The sequence below is a fragment of the Streptomyces sp. NPDC006365 genome (assembly GCF_042870755.1).
Taxonomy (GTDB): Bacteria; Actinomycetota; Actinomycetes; order Streptomycetales; family Streptomycetaceae; genus Streptomyces; species Streptomyces xiangluensis.
Genome location: NZ_JBIAHS010000030.1, coordinates 32,454 through 58,494, shown reverse-complemented (window position 1 = coordinate 58,494; position 26,041 = coordinate 32,454). Strand labels below are relative to the sequence as shown.

The 26,041-nt window shown below is 68.6% G+C and carries 24 protein-coding genes; 11 read left to right on the top strand and 13 right to left on the bottom strand.

From position 1 onward, the window contains the following. Window positions 1-123: 123 nt before the first annotated feature. The 3 genes from ACFYO0_RS43965 to ACFYO0_RS43955 form a co-directional block, all read right to left on the bottom strand. Entirely contained in the window at window positions 124-1,365 is a 1,242-nt protein-coding gene (locus tag ACFYO0_RS43965) for a transcriptional regulator (RefSeq protein ID WP_388687490.1), read from the bottom strand. Window positions 1,366-1,732: 367 nt separating this feature from the next. Then, window positions 1,733-1,927, bottom strand: a complete 195-nt coding sequence (locus ACFYO0_RS43960) for a DUF397 domain-containing protein (protein WP_388687489.1) — start codon at window positions 1,925-1,927, stop codon at window positions 1,733-1,735. Next, the gene (locus ACFYO0_RS43955; RefSeq protein WP_388687487.1) at window positions 1,924-2,781 is read right to left on the bottom strand and encodes a Scr1 family TA system antitoxin-like transcriptional regulator; all 858 of its coding nucleotides are present in this window, start codon (window positions 2,779-2,781) and stop codon (window positions 1,924-1,926) included. Before ACFYO0_RS43955 ends, ACFYO0_RS43960 begins: the two co-directional genes overlap by 4 nt. 159 nt (window positions 2,782-2,940) lie before the next feature. On the opposite strand from ACFYO0_RS43955, the gene ACFYO0_RS43950 reads away from it, so the two are divergent. Next, window positions 2,941-3,378, top strand: a complete 438-nt coding sequence (locus tag ACFYO0_RS43950; protein ID WP_388687485.1) for an ATP-binding protein — start codon at window positions 2,941-2,943, stop codon at window positions 3,376-3,378. 345 nt (window positions 3,379-3,723) lie between these two features. Next, complete coding sequence (locus tag ACFYO0_RS43945; protein WP_388687484.1) at window positions 3,724-4,146, top strand: hypothetical protein; 423 nt, start codon at window positions 3,724-3,726, stop codon at window positions 4,144-4,146. A 92-nt stretch (window positions 4,147-4,238) separates the two neighbouring features. Here the strand turns inward: ACFYO0_RS43945 and ACFYO0_RS43940 are convergent, their stop codons facing one another. The 4 genes from ACFYO0_RS43940 to ACFYO0_RS43925 form a co-directional block, all read right to left on the bottom strand. Beyond that, window positions 4,239-5,093 (bottom strand): ribonuclease BN, encoded by an 855-nt coding sequence (locus ACFYO0_RS43940; RefSeq protein WP_388687482.1) that lies wholly within the window; start codon window positions 5,091-5,093, stop codon window positions 4,239-4,241. Between the two features lie 462 nt (window positions 5,094-5,555). Further along, a complete protein-coding gene (locus tag ACFYO0_RS43935) occupies window positions 5,556-6,383 on the bottom strand; it encodes an N-formylglutamate amidohydrolase (RefSeq protein WP_388687481.1) in 828 nt (275 codons plus the stop codon). Window positions 6,384-6,495: 112 nt separating this feature from the next. Then, complete coding sequence (locus ACFYO0_RS43930) at window positions 6,496-6,750, bottom strand: hypothetical protein (RefSeq protein WP_388687479.1); 255 nt, start codon at window positions 6,748-6,750, stop codon at window positions 6,496-6,498. Between the two features lie 652 nt (window positions 6,751-7,402). Continuing rightward, a complete protein-coding gene (locus tag ACFYO0_RS43925) occupies window positions 7,403-8,524 on the bottom strand; it encodes an amidinotransferase (protein WP_388687478.1) in 1,122 nt (373 codons plus the stop codon). Window positions 8,525-9,027: 503 nt separating this feature from the next. Here ACFYO0_RS43925 and ACFYO0_RS43920 point away from each other — a divergent pair. The 5 genes from ACFYO0_RS43920 (at window position 9,028) to ACFYO0_RS43900 (ending at window position 14,380) form a co-directional block, all read left to right on the top strand. Further along, window positions 9,028-9,330 carry a hypothetical protein gene (locus tag ACFYO0_RS43920; protein ID WP_388687476.1) on the top strand — a complete coding sequence of 101 codons (303 nt, stop codon included), beginning with the start codon at window positions 9,028-9,030 and terminating at the stop codon, window positions 9,328-9,330. Window positions 9,331-9,403: 73 nt separating this feature from the next. Beyond that, the gene (locus ACFYO0_RS43915; protein ID WP_388687474.1) at window positions 9,404-10,798 is read left to right on the top strand and encodes a prolyl oligopeptidase family serine peptidase; all 1,395 of its coding nucleotides are present in this window, start codon (window positions 9,404-9,406) and stop codon (window positions 10,796-10,798) included. 147 nt (window positions 10,799-10,945) lie between these two features. Then, window positions 10,946-12,217: a discoidin domain-containing protein gene (locus ACFYO0_RS43910; RefSeq protein ID WP_388687472.1), complete on the top strand. Its 1,272-nt coding sequence runs from the start codon at window positions 10,946-10,948 to the stop codon at window positions 12,215-12,217. Window positions 12,218-12,593: 376 nt separating this feature from the next. Next, window positions 12,594-13,265 (top strand): response regulator, encoded by a 672-nt coding sequence (locus ACFYO0_RS43905; RefSeq protein ID WP_388687532.1) that lies wholly within the window; start codon window positions 12,594-12,596, stop codon window positions 13,263-13,265. Beyond that, a complete protein-coding gene (locus ACFYO0_RS43900; RefSeq protein WP_388687470.1) occupies window positions 13,262-14,380 on the top strand; it encodes a sensor histidine kinase in 1,119 nt (372 codons plus the stop codon). The genes ACFYO0_RS43905 and ACFYO0_RS43900 overlap by 4 nt, the downstream gene beginning before the upstream one ends. Window positions 14,381-14,789: 409 nt before the next feature. Here ACFYO0_RS43900 and ACFYO0_RS43895 read toward each other — a convergent pair whose 3' ends face one another. Further along, window positions 14,790-16,127, bottom strand: a complete 1,338-nt coding sequence (locus tag ACFYO0_RS43895; RefSeq protein WP_388687468.1) for a ferric reductase-like transmembrane domain-containing protein — start codon at window positions 16,125-16,127, stop codon at window positions 14,790-14,792. Between the two features lie 362 nt (window positions 16,128-16,489). Beyond that, a complete protein-coding gene (locus ACFYO0_RS43890; RefSeq protein ID WP_388687466.1) occupies window positions 16,490-16,663 on the bottom strand; it encodes a hypothetical protein in 174 nt (57 codons plus the stop codon). A gap of 124 nt (window positions 16,664-16,787) precedes the next feature. On the opposite strand from ACFYO0_RS43890, the gene ACFYO0_RS43885 reads away from it, so the two are divergent. Further along, on the top strand, window positions 16,788-17,840 hold the full coding sequence (locus tag ACFYO0_RS43885; protein WP_388687464.1) for a LacI family DNA-binding transcriptional regulator: 1,053 nt from the start codon (window positions 16,788-16,790) through the stop codon (window positions 17,838-17,840). 229 nt (window positions 17,841-18,069) lie between these two features. On the opposite strand, the gene ACFYO0_RS43880 is transcribed toward ACFYO0_RS43885, so the two are convergent. Further along, entirely contained in the window at window positions 18,070-18,633 is a 564-nt protein-coding gene (locus ACFYO0_RS43880; protein WP_388687462.1) for an MBL fold metallo-hydrolase, read from the bottom strand. A gap of 56 nt (window positions 18,634-18,689) precedes the next feature. Continuing rightward, entirely contained in the window at window positions 18,690-19,304 is a 615-nt protein-coding gene (locus ACFYO0_RS43875; RefSeq protein WP_388687460.1) for a TetR/AcrR family transcriptional regulator C-terminal domain-containing protein, read from the bottom strand. A 182-nt stretch (window positions 19,305-19,486) separates the two neighbouring features. On the opposite strand from ACFYO0_RS43875, the gene ACFYO0_RS43870 reads away from it, so the two are divergent. Both ACFYO0_RS43870 and ACFYO0_RS43865 read left to right on the top strand, forming a co-directional pair. After that, window positions 19,487-21,142, top strand: coding sequence for an amidohydrolase (locus ACFYO0_RS43870; RefSeq protein ID WP_388687458.1), 1,656 nt, complete (start codon window positions 19,487-19,489; stop codon window positions 21,140-21,142). An 81-nt stretch (window positions 21,143-21,223) separates the two neighbouring features. Then, window positions 21,224-22,711 (top strand): APC family permease, encoded by a 1,488-nt coding sequence (locus tag ACFYO0_RS43865; RefSeq protein ID WP_388687457.1) that lies wholly within the window; start codon window positions 21,224-21,226, stop codon window positions 22,709-22,711. 179 nt (window positions 22,712-22,890) lie between these two features. On the opposite strand, the gene wrbA is transcribed toward ACFYO0_RS43865, so the two are convergent. Beyond that, window positions 22,891-23,526 (bottom strand): NAD(P)H:quinone oxidoreductase, encoded by a 636-nt coding sequence (wrbA, locus tag ACFYO0_RS43860; protein ID WP_388687455.1) that lies wholly within the window; start codon window positions 23,524-23,526, stop codon window positions 22,891-22,893. Between the two features lie 57 nt (window positions 23,527-23,583). Then, entirely contained in the window at window positions 23,584-25,083 is a 1,500-nt protein-coding gene (locus ACFYO0_RS43855; protein ID WP_388687454.1) for an aldehyde dehydrogenase family protein, read from the bottom strand. A gap of 222 nt (window positions 25,084-25,305) precedes the next feature. Here ACFYO0_RS43855 and ACFYO0_RS43850 point away from each other — a divergent pair, with 222 nt between their 5' ends. Beyond that, complete coding sequence (locus tag ACFYO0_RS43850; RefSeq protein ID WP_388687452.1) at window positions 25,306-26,013, top strand: IclR family transcriptional regulator; 708 nt, start codon at window positions 25,306-25,308, stop codon at window positions 26,011-26,013. Window positions 26,014-26,041: the final 28 nt, after the last annotated feature.

The following is a 26,041-nucleotide window of genomic DNA, read 5'->3' as shown; positions in this document are numbered from 1 at the left end:
CGCGACAGGGATGGATGAAGCACGGGTGCCGACTGGATCGCGTACGGGCCTCAGCGCCTTCGCGAACAGGCAGCCCCGGCTGAGCGGCGTCGAGACGCAGGCTCGACGCCGCTCACGCTGCAATTAGCCATCCAAGAGCAGGCTACGGTGATGGAGCGCGAGGTGAAGCAGCGCAGCTGCGATAGGGGCGACGTTTTCGTTTTTAAGCAGCCGGCCTACCTCTGAAGCGTCTAGAGGCAAGCCCGTGACCCCTGCAGAGCGGGGACCAGTAATCAATACGCCCTCGTCATTTCGATCAACAATAGAGGAAAAAATTTGATCAAATACCTGTGAGTCGAAAACCGCAATAGTTAGCAAGCAGGGCACAAGGTTGATTGGCTCCAGCCCCATACCGAGACTCCACACCCGCAATTGGCCGCCAGACCTAGCCTGTTCGAAATCAGAGTAAGGGGGATCGGAGTAGTCAACTTCCATCCCGCTTTCCCCAGTGGCCTCGGGTGCGCCCAGCATCTCCTCATTGTACTCGCGCATGATATTGCGCCACATATCCAAGTCTCTTAGGTAGCCGAGCGGCGAGATTGAAGCGGGTTGGAACATTCCACCGGGGATCACGTGATAGATACCCTCGCCAACCGCGACCTGCCCGACGCCGCGATGCAGGAGGAAATATGTACACTCCCCGTCCGGCGTGCGTCTGATCGTGAGCGTGCCAATCGACGTGAGGACGCAACGGCTCGAAAGAGAAAGGGGATCCGTCCTGAACCTCGCACGCAGTGGCAATTTTCGCCACGGTGGTGTCGAAGTTGGGGTGCGCCGACTAGCGCTGGCCAGCTCGTGCGCTACGGCTTCCCCCTGATCGATAACGTCGAAATATGTCCCTTTCCCGAAGGCAAGTTCCGGACCTTGAGGGTTATTCCAATCCGCTTCGATCAGGCGGAAAGTGAATCTGTTCTCAAATAGGGCGGGTCGCGCGAGGTTGCCTAGCGCTTCCGAATAACTCTGGAATTTTTCCCACCGCGCCCGCTTTGGCAAAATCCGCTTAACGATCCCCTGGAGAGCCGCATCATGGGGCGGATCTGCATCGTCCCATTTAACCCTCACCCTATTTAGAGGCACCGGAACGCTTGGCGTCATGGATGCGTCGGCCAGTAGGTCGCTGTTGCCAATCCTCCGGAGCGAAGGATTTGATGCAAGATGCATATTCGCGGCGAGTTTGGACAGCGGCCCTGCGCGTTCTCGTAGCTCCTTACGCGTCGAGCGGAACTTATCCTGTGAGAGTTTTACTGGCCGGTCGTCCAGGGATCGCCACGCGAAGTAAAGGCCTGCGATGCCGACGACTGCACCGAAGACTGCAAGCCAATCCATGTGGCCTCCCGCAGGGAATTTATGCCAGTTCTGACATTGCCGTAGAATCGTCGCGCGATTAAGGCTACGTTGCAACCCCCTCACGTGCTTAATTGAGCCAGCCCAAACACGTGAGCTACCGAGGTCAGCGATCAGAGCACCTGGCGCCTTCAGGGCCTGCAACTCCCCTGGACGAGCCGGCGGCGTACGCTGAAAATCTTCCATCACCTCTGGGCCTTCGAGGAACTCCTCGCCAGGACGGACAGCTAGGCCAAGGGGCTGGGTGAGCAACGTGGGCGATCGACTCGCGTGGGGTGGACTGACCACCTGATGGCCATCCCGGCGGCATACGCCACCAGCGTCACCGCCGGGATGCGCGGGTTCCGCTTCAGGTCCTCGGCGTGGAGCTCACGAACCCTACGAACCGTGACCATCCCTCACGCCCGACTGCGAAGTGAGGCTGCGTCACATCCTTGGAGTCCCTTACGCAGATGGCCTGTTGGGTGACGGCAACCTCAATACAGCTGTCGCCCTGAGTGCCGCTGTAGCTGGACTTGAACCAGGCGAGTTCTGTGGTGCTCATAGCTCTCCTCGCAGTCGCTCCAACAGGCCCCGCGAGTCTTGGGGGTTCAGGGCCTGCGAGCGCAGTGTGTCATAGCACTGGTAGAGGAGGCTCACCTCTTTTGCGTCGCTGATCAGGCGGCCGTTCTGCTGCCCTTCCGAGTACGCCAGCCGTCGGCGCTCCTCAGTCTCCAACAGCTGGATAGGACCATCCAGACACGCATGGAACTCGGCATCCATCGGCATGATTTGAAGCGTCACGTTACGCGGAGCACTCAGCTCCAGCATGTGGTCCAGCAAGCCCCGCGTCACCTCGCGCCCGCCCAAGCGGCGTCGGATGATGTGCTCCTCCACGATGAAGCTGAACGAGACGTTCGGCCTCTCACGCAGCAGCTTCTGCCGCTCCAGTCGAGCGACAACCTGTGCCTCCAACTGCTCGTCCGACAGCGGCGGAATGCCGTTGTCGAACACCGCCCGCGCATACCCCTCCGACTGCAACAACCCTGGCACCAGCCGACACTCATACGTACACAGACTCACCGCCACCCGCTCCAGCCGAGCCCACCGCCGGAACCAAGCCGCCAGCCCCGCCTCCCCCCGCGTCAGGAATCTCGCCGACTTCCGCAACGCACCCGTATTGCCCAGCGCCTCCTCCGCCCGCTCCACGAACGACTCGTCCGGCATCCGCCGCCCCAACTCCACAGACTCCACCATGTGTTTGGAGAACCGGACCAGCCCCCCGAACTCGACCCGGCTGAACCCGGCGTGCTCGCGCAGGGCCTGGACGACGGCTCCGAAGGTCCGCAGACTGTCAGAGGGGTCGGGCTCCCGCTCCCAGTCCGCGTCGCCCGTTGCTTCGGCGTTGTCGGTGGTCATACGCGGCTACCTCCAGGTGCGTTCGTGCCTTGCTCCGCGATCGACGCACCCAGAGTGACGGAACTATCTGCGTACCGTCCACCGATTGTGCCCGTACGCTGACGCAGCGTACGTGGCGCGCCACTGGCAAACACCCCGCCCGGCCGCCACCGTGGCCCCATGAACGCGACCACACCCCAACTGACCTCCCCTGTACGCACGTTCACACAGCTCCTGTCCTCCACCCGACGTGGGGCCCGCCTCGCCCGGCTGCTCGCCGCCGAAGAACTCCGCACCTGGCCCGTATCACCGACTGTCACCGAACGTGCCGAGCAGATCATCGCCGAGCTCGCGGCCAACGCCGCGCTGCATGGGCGCGTACAGGGCCGGGACTTCAGGCTCACCCTCACGCTCGACGAAGCGACGGGAGTCGTACGCATCGAGGCCACCGACACCCGCGGCGAGGAGCTGCCCGTGCTCACTCCAGAACCGCGGCCGGACGAAGAGTCCGGCCGCGGTCTGCTCCTGGTCGCCGCGCTGGCCGACCGCTGGGGCACGGAGCCGTACCCGCCCGGCGGCAAGATTGTCTGGGCGGAAGTCTCCGCCCGGCCCAGCTGAGCACGTCATCGACACGGGCTGTCAGGGTGACACCCCGAACGTCTCGATCCCACAACGCGCCGCACCGCGAGTACAAACGCCACCTGTCCATCGCGCTGCGCCTGCTCTTCGTTTGTCAGCCCCATCTGCACGAGCCGGAAGTATTCTTCGCGCTCAGCCCGGAGCTCACAGGCCCCTGAGCCTTATGGACCTTACGGATCTCGAAGTCCACCGCACCCTTGAGCTGGGGTGTTGCGACGACCGCAAAACCAAAGCCCCCGGCCGGGGCTTCGTCGTGTCACAGCACAACCATCGCCAACCCCCATACGTCACACCCGTCACACACCAGCAATACCTGGGGGGACCATGCACACGCGCACCACCACTGCGGCCCTGATCGCCGCACTCGCCATCACCCTCGTCGGCTGCAGCAGCAGCGACAACGACGACAGCAAGCCCAAAACCACCGAGAGCAGCAGCCAGCCCAGCACCGACACCAGCACCGACACCAGTGCCGCTGAGAAGGCCGCCGACATCCCCGCCGAGCCCACCGGCGCCAAGCGAAACGCCGTCCTCGCCGCCATCCACGACGTCAACGCCAAGCTCACAGCCGACGAGGACAAGGCCATCGACGCCGCGCGCAACCAGTGCTCGGGACTCAACGGCGGCGCCAAGAACCCGGACCGCCTCGCCGCTGAGCGGTTCGCGTACAACGGGATCACGCTCACCGACGACGACGGGGCGCATATCAACATCGGGCTCCGCAAGACGCTCTGCCCCAAGACCTGACCACGCCAACGTCGGCCCGGCTGCACACCGCGGCTGGGCCGCGGCATGCCAGGGGGTGAGCGCGGCGACCGACCTCCTGCGCCGGCCTCACGTCAGCGCTTCCCGGACCGGGCGTGCGGATGCGGAATGTGGTGCGGCTCGTGGAGGTACCAGTAGCGGCCGACCAGGGCGCCGCCGAAGACCACGAAGCCGACACCGACCAACCAGGACGTCACGATCAGGACGGTGCCGACCGAACCATACGAGACCGCGTTGCTCACGATGAGCGGGGAGAAGACCAGGGAGGAGAACAGGCGCAGGCCACCCAGGCCCACCATCGTGGCGATGGCGCCCGGCAGGAGGGCGCGCCATGAGATCCGTCCGCCCAGCAGGAAACGCTGCCCCCACCAGAAGAAGAGCGCGCCGAGCAGCGAGGACAGTGCGATGCGGGCCCATGTGCCCAGGACTCCCGGCCCCAGGACGTCCGCGCTGTGCGCTACGGCGAAGAGGTAGGCCGTCAGCGCGGCGAGCCACGCCACGCGTCGCCATACGGTGTGCCAGCGCCCGGCCGCCAGGCCCCACACCTTTTCGTAACCGGTCTGGACACTGCCCGCGAACGGCACGCCGAAGAGCGCGAGCAGCACCACGCTCAGGACGCTGGTCGTGCTCAGGACCTTGCGGGGTGCGGCGAAGAGGTCCTGCACGGATTCGGCGGGACGCCCGGACAGCCCCATGCCGTCCACGACCCACTGGGCAAAGCCACGCTCTTGGATCGGGGCGGTCGCCGCGACCACGATCAGCAGCGGGGCGATCGTCACCAGTCCCAGCGCCGCGAAGCCCATGGCCCGGTGCAGCAGCTCCACCTCCCTGCCGCGCTGCCATACGCGCGCACTCCTGATGTGGAGGAAGCGGCCCAGTTCCCGCGAACGGCGCCCGCGGCTGCGAAGGTGGCTCCTGCCTGCGCGCACCGGGTCGGCCGTGTCCGGGGGGACCCGAGAATCAGTCGCCCCGGAAGAATCCGGAGGATCCGGCGAGCCGGCCGGCTCAGACGGGCTCGACGATCCGAGGGGTTCTATGGGTTCCCCGGGTCCGCCAGGCCCGTCATGCCCGCCGCTCCGCTCCTCGCCGAAAGGGCCCCGGCAGGCCAGGCGCAGTGGTGGCACGACCCCGTGGCGCATCCGTGGTCACCTCGTCCTGTTCCCGTGCACCGGCGTACGAACTCGTCCCCGCACCGGCGGGCCCGAGCAGCGCGAGTGGCTGATTCCAGCGTGCCCCTCCCGCTCCGGATGTGCGACCGGCTCAGCAGCCTCGGTATGGCCCAGCCGATGCCCTCGAACGAGGAGAACGTCCCCTCCTCGGGTGATCCAGGTGCGGAGCGGTCGGTGAGCGGTCGGCGGAACCGACCGTTCATGGTGGAGGCCGGGCGTGCGTCAGGGCCGTGCCGCGCCGGTCGCGCCGGTCGTACTCGCCATGTCGACCAATTCGGCGAGCGCGCCCGCGAGCGCGTCGAGGCCAGGGCCGGCCGGGCCGCCCGGCTCGGACATGTAGACGTCCCGCCGAATCTCGATCATCAGGGCGCTGACCCGTGGGTCGTTCCCGTAGTACTTCAGCGGGACGTACGTCCCGCTGAAGGGACTGTTGACTCCCGTGCCACCGAAGCCCGCGAACACCTTCTCGGCGTGGGCCAGCAGATCGGCCGGGGTGTGGAAGGCGTCCCGGCCCAGGCAGACGGGCGGCCGGGGTCCGTTGCCGTGGAGCTCGTAGGGCAGGCGCTCGGTCGGATATGAGTGGACGTCGATGATCACGGCCCGCCCGGCCGCGTCCAGCCGCTGGGTCACGGCGTCCGTCACGGCGGCGGCGTACGGGTGGAAGTACCGCTCGACGAGCGGCTGTCCGTCGTAGTCGGCCAGGCGCAGCTCCTCCCCGTGTGTGGTCCGTGTGTAGACCGCGCCCATGCCGACGGCCAGCATTTCCTCCCGCTCGTCCGGGAACCGTTCGGGGTCGATGACCAGCCTCGACAGCTGGTTGACGAACCGCCAGGGCTCAGTGGCGGTACGAGAGGCGGCCTCCGCCGCGATCCGAGCGGTGTGCGAGTCGGTGATGTGATCCAACTCCCGCTCCAGCGCTCGATCGTCGAGCACGATCCCGGCCCGTACGTCCTCAGGTATCGCCCGCGAGGAGTGCGGCACGTGCAGGATCACCGGAGAGTCCGGCGCACCCGGCATGAGCCGACAGGAGGCCGCGACGTCGTCGTTCATGGGGGGGGTTCCTTGCTGTGTGAGCTGCTCACCCTCGGCCGGGCCAGGGGTGTGAAGGGCGGGCGGTGCTCATCCTCGAAACGCGGACGCCGCTGCCCGCCCGTTCGCAGGGTCAAGCATGCACCGCGCCACCTGACTTGCGGGCGGTGAACAGCAGGTACTCCCACTCCATGGCCGTGCTACCGGCCCCTTGGTCGTATCGCCGGGCCAGTTCGGCGAGGTCACGGTCCAGCGCGGCAGTGCGGGCGGGGTCATCGGCGATGGCTCGGTAGGTGGCGATCGTCGGACCGTAGCGCGCCTTGAAGTAGTCGCGGAACTCCTCAGGGCTCTTGAAGTGGTCGACCAGCACCGTCTGTTCACGCGCCACGATGTCAGTGACCCGGGCTCTGAACAGGGGGCGGACGTTGCCCTGTGGGCGTGGGCGACGCCCGCACCGCGCCGGTTGGCTTCCCGGATCACCGAACCCGTCGTACTCCACGCCCTCCGCGGCCTGACAACGGCGTCGGCCCGGCGGAGGCGCGCGCGAAGCGGGAGCACGCCACCGCCGGGCCGCCCCAAGGCGTCCCAGTCCGTGCGCATGGTGTCCTCCCGATCGGACGGTCACGGCTGCGAAAAGGCGCGCTGCCCGGCGGGAGCCCCGTGCTCAGGCACCCGCCCGTGGCTGCGGGGTTCAGCCGCTGATCTGCTTGGGTGGGGCGCCGCCTCTGATGGCGGATCCTACGGGGCTTGGCCTGCTGGGCAACCGGGATCCGCAGCCGCGGCACGCGTCGACAGGGGACGGCCGACCGGCGACGGGCTCGGGGAGCTCTCTTCCGGCGACCTGCTCGAAGGCTGATGCCTCAGCCGCCGGCCCCGGAAGTGAGGACGGTGGCGAGACAGCGCCGGTTTCCGCCGGCGACGGGAACGCGATCCTCGGCCATCAGCCCGCCGGGGTTCGTTCGAAGGTCCGCCTGGGCGAACCACCGCCCTCAGCTGCAATGGCGCGTCCGGGCCCTTGGCACGCGCCATCGGCGGGCGGATCAGTCGAAATAGGACTCGAGCGTGCCGCGACGCCGGACATCGAGTGTCGCGCAGTGGAACGATCCGCCGAACGGCGCGTAGTGCCGCAGGTCGCAGGGGATCGGCTCGAACCCCCACCTTTCGAGCGCGCGCAGCATGTCGGTGTGGTGCCGCTCCGCGATCACCCGTTTCTCGTCGATCATGAGAACGTTCATGCTGAGCCACTTGCCGCACATCGAGGTGATCCTGAGCAAGGGCTCGTAGATCGGATTGGGCTCGGGGGCGATCAGGATGTCCCACGAGTTCAGCACGTCGGGCAGGCGGTCGACGTCGATGTAATCCGGATTGACCAGTACCTTGCCGGGCGCGAGCAGCACGAACGTGGTGTCGATGTGCATGGGCGTGCGGCAGCGGCTCTCGATCTCGTGGATGCGATATCCGGGGCCGAGATGTCGGCGCAACCACTCGATGCCCATCTGGTTGGTGACGTTGCTCCGTGTGACGAACAGGTCGCGTCCCGCGCGCACGAAGTCCGCGGCGTCGAATACCGGCTCGAACTCGGTCAGGATGTAGCGCACCGGCTCGTCGGCCCTGGGTATACGGAAATCCGCGTCGAACAGTTCGTCGGTGAGCTGCGGCTTGGGTGCGGCCGTCCAGCGTGCGCCCCGCCGGAAGTAGTCCTTGAGGATCGCGCGATATGAATGGGTCTCGAAATACCGGCACGGCCATGCCATCGGGGTCTCGATGATCTCGTCGTCGATCACGAGCATGCTGTCCCGCGGGCAGGTGTTGCAGAAACCGCGCGACGACCAGTCGGGGGTGCCGAAGCTTCGCCTGTAGTCGACCTCGTCCGGGCGCCTGACCGTGACGCCGAGGGACCGCAGGAGAGCGATGAACTGATCGAGCTCCTGCTGCGCCCGCTCGATCAGCACGCGCGGATACCTGAAGCCGGCGGCGAGCCCCTGCAATCGCGCCGCCCATGGTGGCATGTTGCAGGCCACGACCGAGTGGTGGGAGGGGATCGTCGCGCCCTCGAGACGCCCGACGATGACCTCCTCCAGCGGGTCCCACTCGTTGTGTGAGTTGACCGGCGAGACAAGGGGCTCCACAGCGTTGTCAGCCGTTACCGATGGCGCCGACATCGATACTCAACCGCCTCCGAGCGCGGAAATCGTCAATCGACCTCTTGCCCACATTGTTCAAGGTGGCGTGGCGTGGCTGTCCGCGTCAACAAGCAGAACCGGGTCAGACCGAACGACGTCCGGACGGGGCCCGTACAGAGATCAGTCACGACGGTCTTGCTCGTTGCTCAGCCGCCGCCCTCAGCGCCGAGCGCCACCAAGACGAACCCCCTCCGGCCAGCGCAGCGTCAGCGCGGGCGCACGAGGCAGCCGTAAGCGGGTCTGGTCGAGAGGCGGCGCGCGTCCATTCTGCCCGCGATGCCGGCCAAAGGGGCCCGGCGCAGCGGGGAGACCGGCATAGGGCGCCCGCTTGCATTGATGCGCTTGTCGCATGGACCGATCTCGGTTTGATGCTGGACACCGATCCGCCCGTGCTCGGAAACTCTCGCATAGCACCTCGGCCTGCCCGCGCACAGCCCCGCCCACCGCCGCCGAAGGTCGTCCCCGAGAAAGCGAGCGCCGCCATGCCGGCAGCCCTGTGCTTCGCTGCGATCGCCGTCTTACTGCTGCTCACCATGGTCGAACGCGCCTCGGTGGGGACCTGGCTGAACATCTGCGATCTCCTGCTCACCGTGGCCCTCGTGGTCTGCCTGATCCAGGAAGTGATGCCGCTTCCCGTGCTGTTCGTCCTCGGGTTCGCGATCGCGGTGCTGGTCAACCATCCCACCTGGGAACAGCAACAGGCGCTGCGCGACGAGCATGCCAAGAGCAGCCACCGCACATGCCGCATGCCCGCTCAAGTCTCGAATGTGCCGCCCGCTCCGTGAGCCCGAGCCGGGCGACCGGATCCACACACAGAGGCACCTGGCCCGGGTGCCCCAGCGACCGAGAAGAGGACCCATGAGATGGATCACCAGACGTACGGTGCTCGCCGTCACCGCAGGTGCCGTCGCGGCGCCGGCCGTGAGCACGGCAACCCCCGCGGCCGCCGACACCACGACAGCCACATCTGAAGGAAGACAAGCGGCCTTTGGCCTCAATCCGGTCCTGCGAACGGACCTCGTCACGCGGGTGACGCCGAGGAACAACTGGCTGGTGACAGCCGTCGCCATCCAGTACTCGCATCGCATCGACTTACGCGGCGGGGTGATCCCGCCCTCGGCCTTCCAGGTGAAGGCCACTGTGGGCGGGCAAACAGCGGCTCGCACGGTGACCCGGGTCTACTCCAACGCCACCGCCGAAGTGGACGACCGATCTCACCCCGGACGGCCGGGTGATCGCCTGATCATCGAACTCGACCCGAACGACTCCAACGCGCGGGCCGCCGGCACCGATCCCCTTCCGCTCGACCGCGCGTACTCCGTCAGACAGGTGGAGGACGTGCGCACCCGGGGCGGTGAACCCGTGCTCAAGGCCGGTCCGTTCGCGAGCCGGAACGACGACGTCATCAATCCCGTGGTGGACGACTTCGCCGCCGGTTCCTTCACCGACTCCGCAGGTTTCGAACTGGACTTCCGGCTGTACCAGCCTGAGGGATTCGTACGGAACCCTCGGACGCGCACGAGGTACCCGCTTGTCGTCACCCTGCACGGCGGTGGCGAAGTCGCGGACAACAACATGACCCAGCTCACCTCCAACCGGATCGCGGTCACGTTCGCCAAACCGGAACGACAGCGCCGCGACCCCGCCTTCGTCCTCTCTCCGCAGATCCCCCTGCCCCGCCCCATGGACGGACCCGACGGCACGGACTGGACCGACGCCAAGGTCCAGGCCGCGCTGACCGAACTCATCGACACCTTCGTGAGCGAGCACTCCCGGAACGTGGACACAGCCCGGCTCTATCTCGTCGGTCTGTCCTCGGGTGGGCGCGGTATCTACAGCCTGCTGGCGAAGCGACCCGACGTGTTCGCGGCAGCCCTGCCCACGGCCGGCTGGGGCGACCCGGCCGCCATGGAAAGGATCACGCACATCCCGATCTGGGCCGACCACTCCGTCGACGACCCGGTCGTCCCCTACCGGGAGGGCCGGTTCGGCAATCCCGGCACCTGGACACTGATGAACGCGCTGGAGACCGCCGGTGCACGAGTCACCCGTGGGGACTGGGCCAACGATCTGCCGAAAGCACAGTTCGAGGCCCGTTCCAGGGCGCTCCTGCGGGAGGCCCGGGCCACGCGCAGTCACGTCCTGTTCACGAGCTACACGCCCGGAACAACACCGGTGAACCCACACCTGTCATGGGCCCAGACGTACGAGAACGACGTGGTCATCGACTGGCTCTTCGAACAGTCCCGGTAGCCGGCACTGGCGATTCCGGCAGCGCTCACAGTGCGGGCGCACGTCGCTATCCGGTTACCGCTCTCACCGCTTCCCGGAGGTAAATCAATGCGTCCATCCAGTTCTTCAACCGACTCGACCGCGCCGTTACGGACCCGCTCCCGTGCCATGACGGCACTGATCGCACTGGCAACCACCATCGGCTTGGCGCTGACTCTGCTGACAGTCACCGCCCCGCCGGCGGCCGCCGCCGACTTGCTGTCCCAGGGCAAGCCCGCGACCTCCTCGTCCACCGAGAACGCGTCCACCCCCGCGTCGGCGGCGGTGGACGGCAACACCGCGACGCGCTGGTCGAGCACGTTCAGTGATCCGCAGTGGCTCAGAGTGGATCTCGGCGCCACCGCCACCCTCAGCCAAGTGGTGCTGCGCTGGGAGGCCGCTTACGCCCGCGCGTTCCAGATCCAGACCTCCGACAACGGCACCGCCTGGACCACCATCTACTCGACCACGACAGGCACCGGCGGCGTGCAGACCCTCGACGTGAACGGCAGCGGCCGGTACGTCCGCGTCTACGGCACCCAGCGCGGCACCGCCTACGGCTACTCGCTGTGGGAGTTCCAGGTGTACGGCTCCGGTGGCGGCACCCCTCCGGGCAACGGGATCCCTGACCCGACGACCGCGTCCCTCGAGGCCACCAACGGGCCGCTGACCACCGCCACCTACACCGTTCCCAACCCGAGCGGGTACGGCTCCGGCACCGTCACATACCCGACGACCAGGGGCTCGTACCCGGGCGTCGTACTGATGCCGGGCTATCAGGGCACACAGCAGAACCTGCAGTGGCTCGCGCCCCGCCTCGCCTCCTGGGGCTTCGTCGTCATCAACGTCGGAACCAACACACTCACCGACGATCCCGAATCGCGCGGCCGCCAGATCACCGCCGCCGGCACCCAGCTACTCGCGCTCGGCAACGCCACCGGCAACCCGATATCGGGGAAGCTCAACGGCACCCTGGGCGCGACCGGTCACTCGATGGGCGGCGGTGGCGTCATGGCGGCCCTCCGGGACGACTCGCGCTTCCGGGCGGGCGTGCCTACGGCCCCGTACTACGTGAACGGGAACTTCTCCGCAGTCACCGAGCCCACCTTCTTCATGACCTGTCAAAGCGACGCTGTCGCAGGCGGCAACAGCTACGCGGTGCCCTGGTACAACTCCATGTCCCAGGCCGAGAAGCTGTACATCGAGGTTCCAGGCGACCATCTGTGTCCGATGACGGGCTACGGCAACAAGGCCAAGCAGGGCAAGTGGATCGTGTCGTTCTTCAGCCTCTGGCTGCGTGCCGACACCCGCTTCAGCCAGTTCCTGTGCGGTCCCGCCCGCGAAGCCGACAAGAACAACACTTCCCTGGTCACGCGCTGGATGGACACCTGCCAGTTCTGACCGGCTCGCTCGGAGCGCTCCGTGGCCCGTCGACGCAGCGCTCCGAGCCTGCTCCCCACGTCGGCGCCCCATCGGGCGCCCCGGAGGGTCGCGAACACCATGACCGCCATGATGCTCTCTCGCGTATCGGGGACTTCGTGTCGACCGGGGGGCGTCGCGGTAGCCGAGTGCTGTGTCATGGCGCTCAGTCTGGAAACGGGCGGGCCGCGGAGTATCCGGCGAAAGGCTGCGGTGCCCTGCCGACCGGAGGGTCATACCCCGCCGGGTGGCTGGAGTTGCCGTTCGAGGAGCTACGGGGGCTCTCCGGAGCTTTAAGGTCGAGGCGGTAAGAGCCGGACGGCATGGACGAAGGTGAGGCGGAGCGCGCGTGAACGGGGTGGTTCGGGTGGTGGTCGTGGACGACGAGGCCCTGGTCCGGTCGGGTTTCGGGCTCATCCTGGGCGCGTCCGAGGACATCGAGGTCGTCGCGACCGCGAACGGCGGCGACGCCGTCGCGACCGTCCGCCGGGAGCGGCCCGACGTGGTTCTGCTGGACATCCGGATGCCGGACGTCGACGGGCTCACCGTCCTGCGCGAGCTGCGGACCATGCCGGACGCTCCGGTGGTGGCGATGCTGACCACGTTCGACGCCGACGAATACATCCTGACCGCGCTGCACTCCGGCGCGGCCGGTTTCCTGCTCAAGGACACCGAACCGGAGCAGCTCGCCCACCTGGTGCGCACTCTGGCCGCGGGCGGCGTGGTGCTCTCCCCCAAGGCGTCCCGGACACTCCTGCACAGCCACCCCGGCACCGAGGCGGCCGTCGACGAGGAGGCGGCACGCGTCCGGCTCCTCACCGCCCGCGAGGTCGACGTCCTCGTCCTGGTGGCCGAGGGGCTGTCGAACGCCGACATCGGGGCGCGCATCCACCTGGGCGCCGGCACGGTCAAGGACCACGTCAGCGCGATCCTCACCAAACTGCGGGTGACCAGCCGGGTGCAGGCCGCACTACTGGCGCAGCGGGCCGGACTGCTCGACGAGCACCCGCAGCCGGAGGCCACACGATGAATCGCGCACGCGCCCTGTGGGAGCGTGTGCCCGCGCCGGTCGTCGACATCGTCCTGGTGGCGGTCGCAGCCGTGGACGTATGGCTGATGTTGTGGGACGCCACGCGCCTCGGCGTCGCGCTGGCCGCGCTCGGTTGCGCCGCGTTGGCCTTCCGGCGCAGGTTCCCGCTCGTCGTCTTCCTGCTCACCCTGCCCATCGCGCTGACGCAGGATGTCGCCATCGCTCCCCTCGTGGCGCTGTTCACCCTGGCCGTACGCTCCCGCAACCGCCCTCTCCTCGCGGTGTGCGTCGCCCTGGCCGCAGTCGTGAGCAGCGCTCCGTGGCCCCTGGCGAGCCTCACCGACGTCGACCGGACCATGACGATGATCTACTTCGTGTACAGCCTGGCGACCGCTGCCGCCCCGGTCCTCTTCGGTCAACTCGTCCAGGCACACCGGGACTTGGCGCGGCGGCTGGCCGAGGTCGAGGAGGCCAGGGAGCACGAGCGGGTGCTGCACGCCCAGGCCGTGCTCGCCAGCGAACGCGCCCAGCTGGCCCGCGAGATGCACGACGTGGTCTCCCACCAGGTCAGCCTGATCGCCGTACGGGCCGGAGCGCTGCAGGTCGCCACCGAGGATGCGGAGGCCAAAGAGGCCGCCCGCACGATCCGTTCGCTGAGCGTCACCACGCTCGACGAACTGCGCACCATGGTCACGCTGCTGCGCGCCTCCGGCGGCCGGGCCACCGAGCTGACTCCTCAGCCCACCCTGGCCGACCTGCGCAAACTCGTGGAATCAAGCGGTACCCAGGCGCAGTTGTCGGGTGAGCTTCCGCCCACCGTGGGCACGCCCGCCCAACGGGCCCTCTACCGCACGGTCCAGGAGGCGCTGACGAACGTCCGCAAGCACGCCCCCGGCGCCACAGGCTGCGTCGAACTGTGGCAGGACGGCGACGACGTCGGAGTGACCGTCACCAACACCCCGCCCACACGTCCCTCCTTGTCCCTCCCCGGTTCACAGCACGGCTTGGTCGGCCTGCGGGAACGGGCCGACATCCTGCACGGCACCCTGGAGGCAGGCCCGACCGCGGAGGGCGGCTATCGGGTGCGGCTGCGGATTCCCCTCAGCGCGGACTGAGACCGACGGGGTGGGTCCCGGCAGTGTTCCTCGGTGGAAGGACGGTCGGCGCTGCGGGCCAGTGCGATGGTGGCGGCATCGAAGCGGGTCCGGTTGCACGGTGTGATCACCTGGGCCTGGTGATCGGCCCTGTGCGGTTCACGGCGCGGAACACCACTCAAGTTCACGGCGATGGCCAGCACACCGGTGGTGCCCGTCGGGGTGAAGAGAGCTCAGCGAGGAAGAGCGTCGGCCGAGCTCAAGTGCCTCCGACGGCAAGACGATCTGGGCAGAACAGCCGCTGCCGGATGAGCACCCCAGCGAGCGCGACGGCTACGGGACACAGGATTTCGGAACCGCACCGGGGGGCGGCGGGGCGGAGCCCGTGGATTGCGCTGAGGCTTCGATCGCGCCCGCCGCCCCCCGCCCGTCAGGCCAGGCCGAACCGTTCGGCGTGCACCTGCCGGTGAGGAACCTTCAGCCTGCGCAGGGTGCTGAGCACGGTCGAGGTCATCGCGGGCGGGCCACAGACGTAGACGTCGCGGTCGGTTATGTCGGGAACAAGGGCGAGGAGGCTGTCGGGCTCGAACGGCGGGCTGCCCTCCCCCGTGCGGCCGGTGAGCAGGTGCAGCCGCCCGCCGCGGTCCGCGACCAGAGTTCGTACCTCGTCGACCAGCACCGCGTCGTCCTCGCTGCGCACCCGGTAGAGCACGACGACGTCACCGGCCGGTTCATCCTCCAACAGGGCTCGAACCGGCGTGATCCCCACTCCTCCGGCGATCAGCAGCGCTCCGGGCCGCGTTCGATGCAACGAGGTGAACGCCCCGTACGGCCCCTCGACGAAGGCGCGGCTCCCGACCGGGACGTGCCGCAGGCCGGCGCTGGTGCTGCCGACCGCCTTGGCGGTCAGGCGCAACGTGCGGCCGTCGGGTGCCGCCGAAAGCGAGAACGGATTGGCCAGCCACCAGTGGTTGTGCCCGGGGAACCGCCAGATGCAGAACTGGCCCGCCCTGGCCGGCAGCCTGTCGAGGTGGCGGCCGGTGACGTGCACCGACACCACGTCGTCCGACTCCGGCACCACCGCCGTGACCTCGAATCGGTGATAGGCGTTGCGCCACAGAGGCATCACGATCCGCCCCGTGACCAGGGCACCGAACGCGAACAGCCACAGGGCCCACCAGTAGAGCATCGCGGGCGCGGAATAGCTGAACGTCGTGGTCTCCTGCAGCTGGTGGACGAATGCCAGTCCCAACGCCAGGTACAGCAGCAGATGCAGGCCGTGCCAGGTCTCATACCGAAGCCGCCGTCTGACATTCCGGGCGGACACCGCGGCCACCACGACGATGATCGCCGCGGCCCCCATCCCGAGCAGGGAGGCGGGCACTCCGGCCAGTGCGAAGAACGTCTTCGTCATCGACGCGTCATCGAGCCTCGCGTAGCCCAGCACCACCAGCACGGCGTGGGTGAGGATGGTCCACAGCAGAGTGAAGCCGACCCACCTGTGCCACACCGTCAACCGGTCCATGCCGATACGGCGGTCGAGCCACGGCAGCCGGGCCACCAACAGCAGTTGGAACAGCATCAGTACGGCGGCGTGCAGGCCGAAGAACTTGGCGACTGTGAGCACCCCGTTCTTGCCGGTCCCGGCGGCGAGGAACAAGGCCTCGACGATCACCAAGTTGACGATGACAAACGTCCACAGCGCCCAGCGCGCCGCAACGACCGGAGGTATGGCGCCTGTCCGCACCTGTGTACTCGTCGCCTCCACCGCTTCCTCTTTTCATGTCCATGTGACGCGTTCGCGCCCGGCACCCGCGAGGTCGCGAGGACCGAGCGTCCTGATCTGATACGGCCCCGGTCGGGGCAGGAAAAGGAAACTTGACGTAACGAGGGCTCTGTTGGGCCTCGGCTCTTCTTGTTCCGCGATCGGCACGCTGGTCGAGCGGACCATACCGTGCCTTACAGGCTTCGACTCCGACCTCGCATCGCCGGGCACGAGATTCCGTTGTCGCGGAGACCTCTGACGCCCTGCCGACCGCGCTCCGGCTTCTGCTTGGGTGAGCCGGGACGCGTTCGTCTGCGCGGGTCATTGCCCTTGGCAGCAGGTACCACCTGGTGTCCGGCCGGTGCTCAGCGCACGCATGCGCTGCGCCGCCCGGACTCGGGCCCGTCCCGTCGGAACCCTGCAGCGGCCGCCCCGAGCGGGTGCATGTGCCAGACCTGGATGCCCTGGGCCAGGAACGTACGCCGGTGCAGCGGGCCGCCCGCGGATGCCGCGGAGGTGCCGCCGTGAACATCTGGCATCTGATAACTCCCCACCCGGCGGCCGTCGTCCTGACCGCCGTCGCCGGGTACGTTGAGTGATTAAGGTGTTAACCACAAGCCGTCGTGGGGCTGTTGGGGAACAACAGGCGCTGTTGGGGTACACATGAGAAGCTCGCGTGTCTGGCAACGCCCCACGCTCGGTGCCGTGGCCGCACGGGCCGAGGTGTCCACGGCCACGGTGTCGAACGCGCTCAACGGCACCGGCCGGCTGTCCGAGACGACCAGGCAGCGCGTGCTCGCCGCGGCACGCGAACTCGGTTACGCCCCCGCCAGCACAGCCCGTTCCCTGGCCCGCGGCGGCACCGGAGTGCTCGGTCTGACCATGACGGCATACGGCGACCTTCCCGTCCCGTACACCGAGATCCCGTACTACGCACAGCTGGCGCTGAGCGCCATCGCCGCAGCGCATGCGCGCGGTTACCTGCTCATGGTGATGCCGTGTTCGTTGTCACCGTGGATGTGGCTCAACACGCCGATGGACGGCGTCATCCACGTCGATCCGCGCGCCGACGACCCGGTGCGTTCCCTCCTGCGGGAACGTGGCATCCCCATGGTCTGCGACGGCCGGCCGCCCCGGCCGCACTGGGGCGACGTGTGGGTGGAAACCGACTACGACGCGGGCCTGCGCCTCCTGCTCGACCACCTCACGGAGGCCGGCGCCCGGCGGATCGCTCTCTCCCAGCCGCTGCACGACGACGAGTACCCGCACCTGATCGGACGCGCCTACGCCTCCTGGTGCGCCGAGCACGGCATGCCCGCCCTCGTCGAGGAGTACGCCTCGTTGCCCGACTACTTCACGGCTGAACGGGAGGCGGTCAGCCGGCTGCTCAACCGCGATCCACGACCGGACGCCGTCATCGGCGTCTACTCCGACTCCGGCCACAACATCCTCGCCGCCGCCCGGCACCATGGGCTTCGAGTGCCGCGGGATCTGCTGGTGGCGTGCATCAGTGAGGATCCGGACTACGCGACGACGAACCCGCCCGTCACCACGCTCAGCCTCCGCCCGGACCGGGTGAGCGTCGAGGCGGTCGACCTGCTGATCGCTCTCATAAACGCCCGTAGCGGTGTTGACCGGCGTCGGCTCGTGCAGCCGGTCCTGCTCCCTCGCCGGTCCACACGACGCCCGGTACGGAGAGAGAACGGCACACCCTGACCGCAGGACCCGGATCGTCCTGCCGACGCAGTCGCCCGGCTCCGGCGCTCCCGATCATGACGGCTCCGCGGGCGTCGATGACGACCGCGAAGTCGTCCGGTGCGGCTACTCCCCTGGCTCCTACGGTCGTGTCGGGCTCGTTGTCCATGGGGTGTCCCGACCCGTTCCTGCCGCGCCCCGGCACGTCGCTCCGTCACCCGTCACGGGCGCTGCCTCCAGCATCCTGCCCCTAGAGGGGCGTCGACGCCGACGGCACGAAGGGTGCCCCGTGTCCCGGCACGATCAGGGCCGGGCCGAGAGCCAGGACCTTCTCCCTGGCCGCCCGCAGTTGATCACGGTCGGGCGCGAAGGGGTCGTCGGCCGGCCCCTTGGCGGTCCACCACAGATGGGTCAGGACCACCAGGCCCTCGTCCGCCGTCACCAGGGTGCTGACGTCCTCGGCGGTGTGGCCGGGAGTGGTCATCAGGGTGATCGACGAGGAGAGCCGGTATCCGTGGGCGTTCCGGTCCTCCCAGACGTCGTCCTGGTAGATGGCCATGTGGTCGTGGAAGCGGGCTTCGGGAAACAGGGCGGCGTTCAGCGTGTGGTCCGGGTGGTGGTGGCTGAAGATCACGTCGGTGACGTCCTCGGGGGCGAGTCCGTGGGGCGCCAGCGGGTCCAGGATGAGCCGGCGGTCCGCGACCATGCCGGGGTCGACTATCGCGACGGTCGCGCCGTCGACGAGCAGGGTGACGGTGCCGGCGACCCGCGTGTCGGCGTAGCCGGTGGTCAGGACGTGGAACGAGGCGGTCATGACGGGGCTCCTCTGGGTGAGGCCTTGAGTGATGGGTGTGGGGCCGTGCGAGCTCGTCACCGGGGAAGGAGCGCCCGGAGGCCGGTGATCAGGGCGCGGAGACCGATGTCGAAGGCGAGTTCGGCGCGGCGGTGGTCGGTGGGGGTGTCGTCGAGTACGGCGGTGAGGTGCGGGGCGGTTTCGCGGATCACGTCGGAGACCATCACCGGCGGGGCCACGAGGTCGAGGGCGGAGCCGAGGACGAAGCTCTCCAGCGCGTTGATCAGGGGCATGACGTGGCCCGTGGTGAAGCCGGCGGTCAGCAGGAGTTCGGCGACCTTCTCGTACATCGCGTGCATGAAGGGTTCGGCGAGCGGGGCGGTGGCGAGCAGGGGTACCGCCCCGGGGTGCGCGGCGAAGGCCTTGCGGTAGGAGCGGGCCCATTCCTCCAGGGCCTGCTCCCAGGGCTGTGACGAGTCCCAGTCGTCGGGGCTGGTCTCCAGCGCCAGCTCTTCCCGCATGAGCGAGATGATCTCGCCCCGGCCGGACACATGGTGGTAGAGCGCGGACGGGGCGACGCCGAGCTCCCTGGCAAGGGCGGGAATGGTGAGGACGCCCTGCTCGTCGGCGAGTCTCAGCGCTGCCGCGCCGATGCGTCGGCGGTCCAGCAGAGGGGTGCGCGGCCTTGGCACGAGGGCTCCTCTTCGTATGTCTCCCCGTTCGGCGTGCGGCACGGTCGCCTGCACGACGTCACCGGAACTTTACCGAACAACTTTCAGTAAAACTCTTCCCGGCTGTTCGAGTGAGCCCTACATTACCGAAACCGAATCTGTTTCAGTTATTTCGTCGTACGAGCCGGGAGGGCGTCACCGCCATGCAGGCCGACATCGTGTTCACCGGAGGGACCGTCAGGACCGGGGCCGCCGAAAGCCCGGTGCTCGACGCACTCGCCGTCACGGGCAGCAGGATCAGTGCGCTCGGTCCGGAGGCGCTCGCCGCCAGGGGCAGGGGCACCACCGTCGTCGATCTACGAGGTGGCGCGCTGCTGCCCGCGTTCGGCGACGGACACGTGCACCCGGTGATGGGCGGTCTGGGCCTGCTCGGAGCACCCGTGCGCGAGTGCACCTCCGTGGAGGGGATCGTCGAGGCCGTACGGCACTGGGCCGATGAGCACCCCGAGGCCGAGTGGATCACCGGCGACGGCTTCGACGCCTGGCTCGCCCCCGGCGGCAGGTTCGACGCCCGCCGGCTGGACGCGGCCGTCCCGGACCGGCCCGTGGTGCTGCGCACGATGGATCACCACACGGCGTGGGTGAACACCGAGGCGCTGCGCCGGGCCGGGTTCACCGCCGCCACGCCCGACCCGGACGGCGGGGAGATAGTGCGCCGGGAAGGCTCCACCGAACCGCTGGGCACCCTTCGGGAGTTCGGTGCCGTGCTGCCCGTACTTGATCTCGTACCCCAGCCGTCCCACGAAGCGCAGGTGGATGCGCTGCGCGAGACAGCCGCCCGATTCGCCGCCTCCGGTGTGACCTGGGTGCAGGATGCCTGGGTGGAACCGCACCACGCCGATGTCTGGATCACAGCGGCGACCAGCGGTTCAGGGCTTCCCGTCCGTGCCGACCTCGGCTTCTTCCTGGGGCCTGAGCACTGGCGCGAACGGATCGCCGGGCTCGCTGCCGAGCGTGGACGTGTGGAGGGTGCCGCCCCCGGGCTGCTCACCGCGCACACCGTGAAGTTCTTCGCCGACGGGGTCATCGAATCCGGTACGGCCGCCCTCCTCAGGCCGTACAGCGACTGCCCGCACTCCCACGGCATCGCCAACTGGACTCCGGCGGAGCTGGCGAAGGCCGTGACGGCGGTCGACGCCCTCGGTTTCCAACCGCACATCCACGCGCTCGGCGACGGCGGCGTCCGGGTCGCCCTGGACGCGATCGAGGCAGCGGTGCGCACCAACGGCAACCATGACCGCCGCCCGGTCATCGCCCACGCCCAGCTGATCGACCCCGCCGACCTCCCCCGCTTCGCCGAACTCGGGGTGATCGCCAATCTCCAGCCGCTGTGGGCCCAACCCGACAGGCTGATGACCGAGCTCATCCTGCCGAAGATCGGCCCGGAACGCGGTGCGCGGCAGTACCAGATCGCCGCCCTGCTCGCCTCCGGCGCCCGCATCTCCTTCGGCAGCGACTGGCCGGTCACCGATCACGAACCACTGCGGGGCATCGCCACCGCCGTGACCCGCCAGACGCCGGAGGGAATCCCCGACGGCGGCTGGCTCCCCCAGGAGCGGATCGACACCGCGACCGCCCTGGCCGCCTACTCCGCCGGATGCGCCTACCAGGCGTTCGAGGAGAAGAAGTGGGGCGTCCTGCGCCCCGGTATGTGGGCCGACCTGGTGCATCTCGCCGCCGACCCGGTCGAGACCGTTCCACACGACCTCGCACACCTGCCCGTCCTGGGCACCTGGCTCGCCGGCCGGCGCACGCACGGCTCCCACATCCCCTCCCCCATTCCTGCCGCAGGACGGTAGCCGAGAGGCGCCGTTATGGCCGGACCGCGCACCAGGTCAGTCCCCTCCCCCGTCGACCTCACGCATCACGCGGAGACCTCCATGACCGAGCCCCACACCTCCACCGCTCCCCAACAGCCCCCGACATCCCCCGGCACGGAGCCGGCCGGCCGACTGCAGCGCGCCGCGCTCGGCGTCACCGACATCGTCTTCTTCGTCGTGGCAGCCGCCGCCCCGCTCACCGTGATGGCCGGTATCGCCCCGCTCGCCATCCTCTTCGGCGGCATCGGCGCCCCGGTCGCCTACCTCACGGTCGGCATCGTGTTGTGCCTGTTCGCCATCGGTTTCACCGCCATGACGCCCCACATCCGCAACGCGGGCGCCTTCTACTCGTACATCGCCCGCGGCCTGGGCCGCCCTGCCGGACTGGGGGCCGCGCTGCTCGCGGTGTTCTCCTACAACGCCCTGCAGATCGGCACCTACGGTGCCTTCGGCTTCTTCGCCGCCGGCACCGCGAACGACCTCCTGGGCGTCGACCTGCCCTGGCCGGTCTACGCCTTCGCCGCGATCGCCGTGGTGTGGTTCCTCGGCTTCCGGTCGATCCACGTGGGTGCCAAGGTCCTCGGCGCCCTGCTGATCGCGGAGACCGCCATTCTGGTGCTGCTGGCCGGCGCGATCCTCGTCAAGGGCGGTGCGGACGGGCTGAGCCTGGCCTCCTTCGCCCCCTCCAACGTCTTCACCTCGCAGATGAGCGCTCCGCTGGGCCTCGCCATCGCCGCCTTCATCGGCTTCGAGGCCACCGTCCTCTACCGCGAGGAGGCCCGCGATCCCGACCGCACCGTGCCCCGCGCCACCTACCTGGCCGTCGGCTTCCTCGGCCTCTTCTACACGTTCATCGTCTGGGTCATCGTCCAGGCCTTCGGCGACGACAAAGCCGTCGGGACCGCGGCACAGAACCCCGCCGAGATGTTCTTCACCGCCATGACCCGCTACGTGGGCGGCTGGGCCACCGACCTCCAGCGCGTCCTGATCGTCAGCAGCCTCCTGGCCTCCCTGCTCGCCTTCCACAACGCCATCGCCCGCTACGGCTACGCGCTGTCCGTCGAGGGCGCCGCCCCCGCCCGCCTGGGGAGCATCCACCCCCGCCACGGCTCGCCCTGGATCTCCGGCATCGCACAGACGGTGCTGGCGGTCGTCGTCACCGCCGTCTTCGCCGCGATCGGTGTGCACCCGTACAACGAGTTCCTGCTGTGGGTGAACACCCCCGGAGTGGTCGGCATCCTCGCGCTGCAGACGCTCGCCGCCTGCGCCGTGGTCGCCTTCTTCCGCCGCAATCCCGGTGCCGACGGGGCGGGACGCCTGCGCACGGTCGCCGCACCCGCGACCGCCGCACTTCTCCTGGCCGTGATCACAGGACTGGTCTGCACCCGCCTCGATCTCTTCACCGGCGCCCCACCCGCCGTCAACTGGACGCTCGTCGCGCTCTCTCCGGTCGTCTTCGCGATCGGCGCGGTACTCGCGATGCGGATCCGCCGCAAGCGGCCGGAGGTCTACGCGAAGCTCGCCACCACCGACGTCGACTCCGTGTGACCGACGGCAGGCCCCGTCGCGGGACGGCAGTTCACCGCGACGGGGCCGTAGCCGCACGCCGACGTCTCGCCGCCACGCCCCGCGAAGAGTCGACGTCCCAACTCAGGGGGCACAGTGCGTCGGTTCACGTCGGGCGCCCTGCGGGACCGGTGTGACGGTCACCGCTCCTGACTGCCCGTTCAGCCCTGTGCGGCGGACGCCTGCGCCCTGTCCGCCGCGAGCAGCGTCGCGAACCGCGCCAACCGGGCTCCCTGGAAACGGGCGCAATCCAGCGTGACCTCGTCCGGGGGGTTCGAGGGGAATCCTGCGGGCCACGATGTCCCGTAGGGGTTTCCACCGGCGGCGTAGACGATGTCGTCCGTGTAGCCGAGAGGGACGATGACCGCGCCCCAGTGGTAGAAGACGTTGTTCAGCGACAGGATCGTCGACTCCTGGCCGCCGTGTTGCTCGGCCGAGGAGACGAAGGTCGTCACCGGCTTGTCCGACAGCTTCCCCGCCTGCCAGAGACTTCCGGCGGTGTCGATGAACTGCTTCAGCTGCGCCGCCGGAGCGCCATAACGCGTCGGTGTGCCGAAGGCGTATCCGTCGGCCCACTCCAGGTCGGCGAGTTCGACCACCTCGACGGTCGATTCCGTCTCCTGCCGATGCGCGGCCCAGTCCGGATTCGCGGCTATCGCCTCGGCGGGAGCGAGTTCGGCGACCCTGCGGAGCCGTACCTCGGCGCCCGCGGACTCAGCTCCTTCGGCCACTGCCTTCGCCAGCCGATGTACGGACCCCGTCGCGCTGTAGTAGACCACCAACACGTGTGCTGACACGGAAAACCCCTTCCCGAGGGATGATGCTCGATCATGAAGTAGGCGCTTGGCGCCGGTTCACTTGTCCGGTGCGTACGAGAGGACGGCGGTGACCGTCTTCTCCTCGGTGTTCGCTTCGATACCGGCCCAGCCGAGTTCCCGCCCCTGACCGCTGAGCTTGGAACCGCCCCATGGCAGGCGGGGGTCGAGGGGCGCCCAGCCGTTGATCGCGACAGCCCCGGCCCTCACTCGGCGAGCGACCACATGCGCCCTGCTCACGTCGGACGTCCACAGGGTGGCGGCCAGCGCGTAATCGCTGTCGTTGGCCATCCCGACCGCCTCGGACTCCGAGTCGAACGCGATGATCGCACCCACGGGCCCGAAGATCTCCCGCCGGGCGATCGTCATGGTGTTGCCCACGTCGGCGAACAGCGTCGGCTCGATGAAGAACCCTTTGCCGTCGGGTCGGCCGCCCCCGGCGATCAGGCGGGCGCCGTCGTCGATTCCTGCCGCGACGTACTGGGAAACGCGCTCCAACTGCCGTGCGTTGATCAACGCGCCCATCGTGGTGTCTTCGTCGAACGGGTCTCCGACCTTGATGTCCCGGGCACGCGCCACCAGACGTTCGACGAACTCGTCGTACACGGAACGCGCGACCAGGATGCGGCTGCCCGCGGCACACACCTCGCCCTGATTGGCGAAGATTCCGACCGCCACTCCCTGCGCGGCTTCGTCCAGATCGGCGTCCCCGAAAACGATCTGAGGGCTCTTGCCGCCGAGTTCCAGGGTCGTGCGCCGAAATCCCTTCGCGGCCGCCACGGCCACCTTGTATCCCGTCTCGGGGCTTCCGGTGAAGGAGATCTTGTCCACCCCCGGGTGGTCGATGAGCGCTTGGCCCGTCACGGCTCCGAGCCCTGGAAGCAGACTGAACGCCCCGGCCGGGAACCCGGCTTCCTCGATCAGCGACGCGAGGAGAAGAGAGGTGAGGGGCGCATCCTCCGGAGGCTTCAGGACGACGGCGCACCCCGCGGCGAGCGCGGGCGCGATCTTCCACGATCCGATCATGGTCGGCGAGTTCCAGGGCGTGATGGCCGCGACGACTCCGACCGGCTCGCGCACGGTGTAGCTGTGCGTGGGCCGGCCCATGTACGAGGACGTCGGGACGGAGCGGCCCTCCAGCTTGTCGGCCCAGCCGGCGAAGTACCGGAAGGCCCCGATCGCCTGGGGCAGGTCGATGGCCCGCGGCTCGAAGCCGGGCTTGCCGATGTCCAGCGACTCCAGCGTCGCGAACTCCTCGCTCCGGGCCTCGACGAGATCGGCCAGACGGTGCAGCAGGAGCGCCCTGGCGCTTCCGTCCGTTCTCCCCCACTCACCTTCATCCAGAGCGGACCGGGCGTGGGACACGGCCTCGTCTACTTCCCGGGCCCCGGCGGCGGCCACGGTGGTGAGCCGTCGTTCGGTCACCGGGTCGATCACGTCGAAGGTGTCGATGCCCTGACCGCTGCCCCATCGCCCGGCGAAGTAGGGCTCCGTCGGAACCGTGCTGACCAGCTGTTCGGCTTCTGTGCGTGCTAGCATGAGTACGATTACCGTTCTACTTGGACGCTATTCGAAACCATAGGGATGAGGGTGACCCCCGGTCAAGGGGTCGGAACCATGCGGGGATCGCGCGCCGCATCCCGTGTCATCCCGTGTCAGGGACCGCCGAGGGACGAGGGATCGCGCCCCGGAGGCAGGGGGGCCGTACGGGCGGCCGTGACATGATGTCCGGCACGGAAGGGCAGGAGGCGAGAGAAGATCGTGGCGGCAACCGGCGGGGAAACGTCCCTGACTCTGGACCGTGGTTTGACGGTGTTGTCATTGCTCGCGAGGAACGCCGACGGTCTCACTGCGGCAGAGCTCGCCGAGCGGCTGAGCATCGCTCGGGCGGCCGTCTACCGTCTTCTGCGCACGCTGGAGGCGCACAGCCTCGTCGCTCGTATCGGCACGCGATACATCCTCGGGTTCGGCGTGGCCGAACTGGCCGGGCAACTCAAACCACGGCTGCAGGCCACCGTCCTGCCGATTCTGCGACGGCTCAGCGAACAGACCAACAGCACAGCGCTGCTGAGCGTCGCCGACGGCGACCAGGCCCTGATCCTGCTGACGGCGGAGCCGCCGAACTCCACCATGCACCTCGCCATGCGGGAAGGCGCCCGGCACGCCCTGACCATCGGCGCGGACGGCATCGCCATCCTTGCCGGCAGGCCGGAGAGCGACGAGGACACCGACGACGTCCGCGAGGCCCGTCGTCACGGCTACGCCGTCAGCGTGGGCTCGATCCAGGAAGGTGCGATCGGCATCGCGGCCCCCATCCGGGTCTCGGACTGGTCGACCGCGAGCCTCGGAGTGGTGCAACTCGGCCTCAAGCTCGTCGACGACCAGGTTCCCCATCTGGTGACGGAGGCCGCCGCGACGGCCGCGACCCGGTTGGTCGGCGCGGCCGGCCCGGAAGCGGTCAGGCGATAGCGCCCCACGCCGGTGCGTCGCCCCGGCG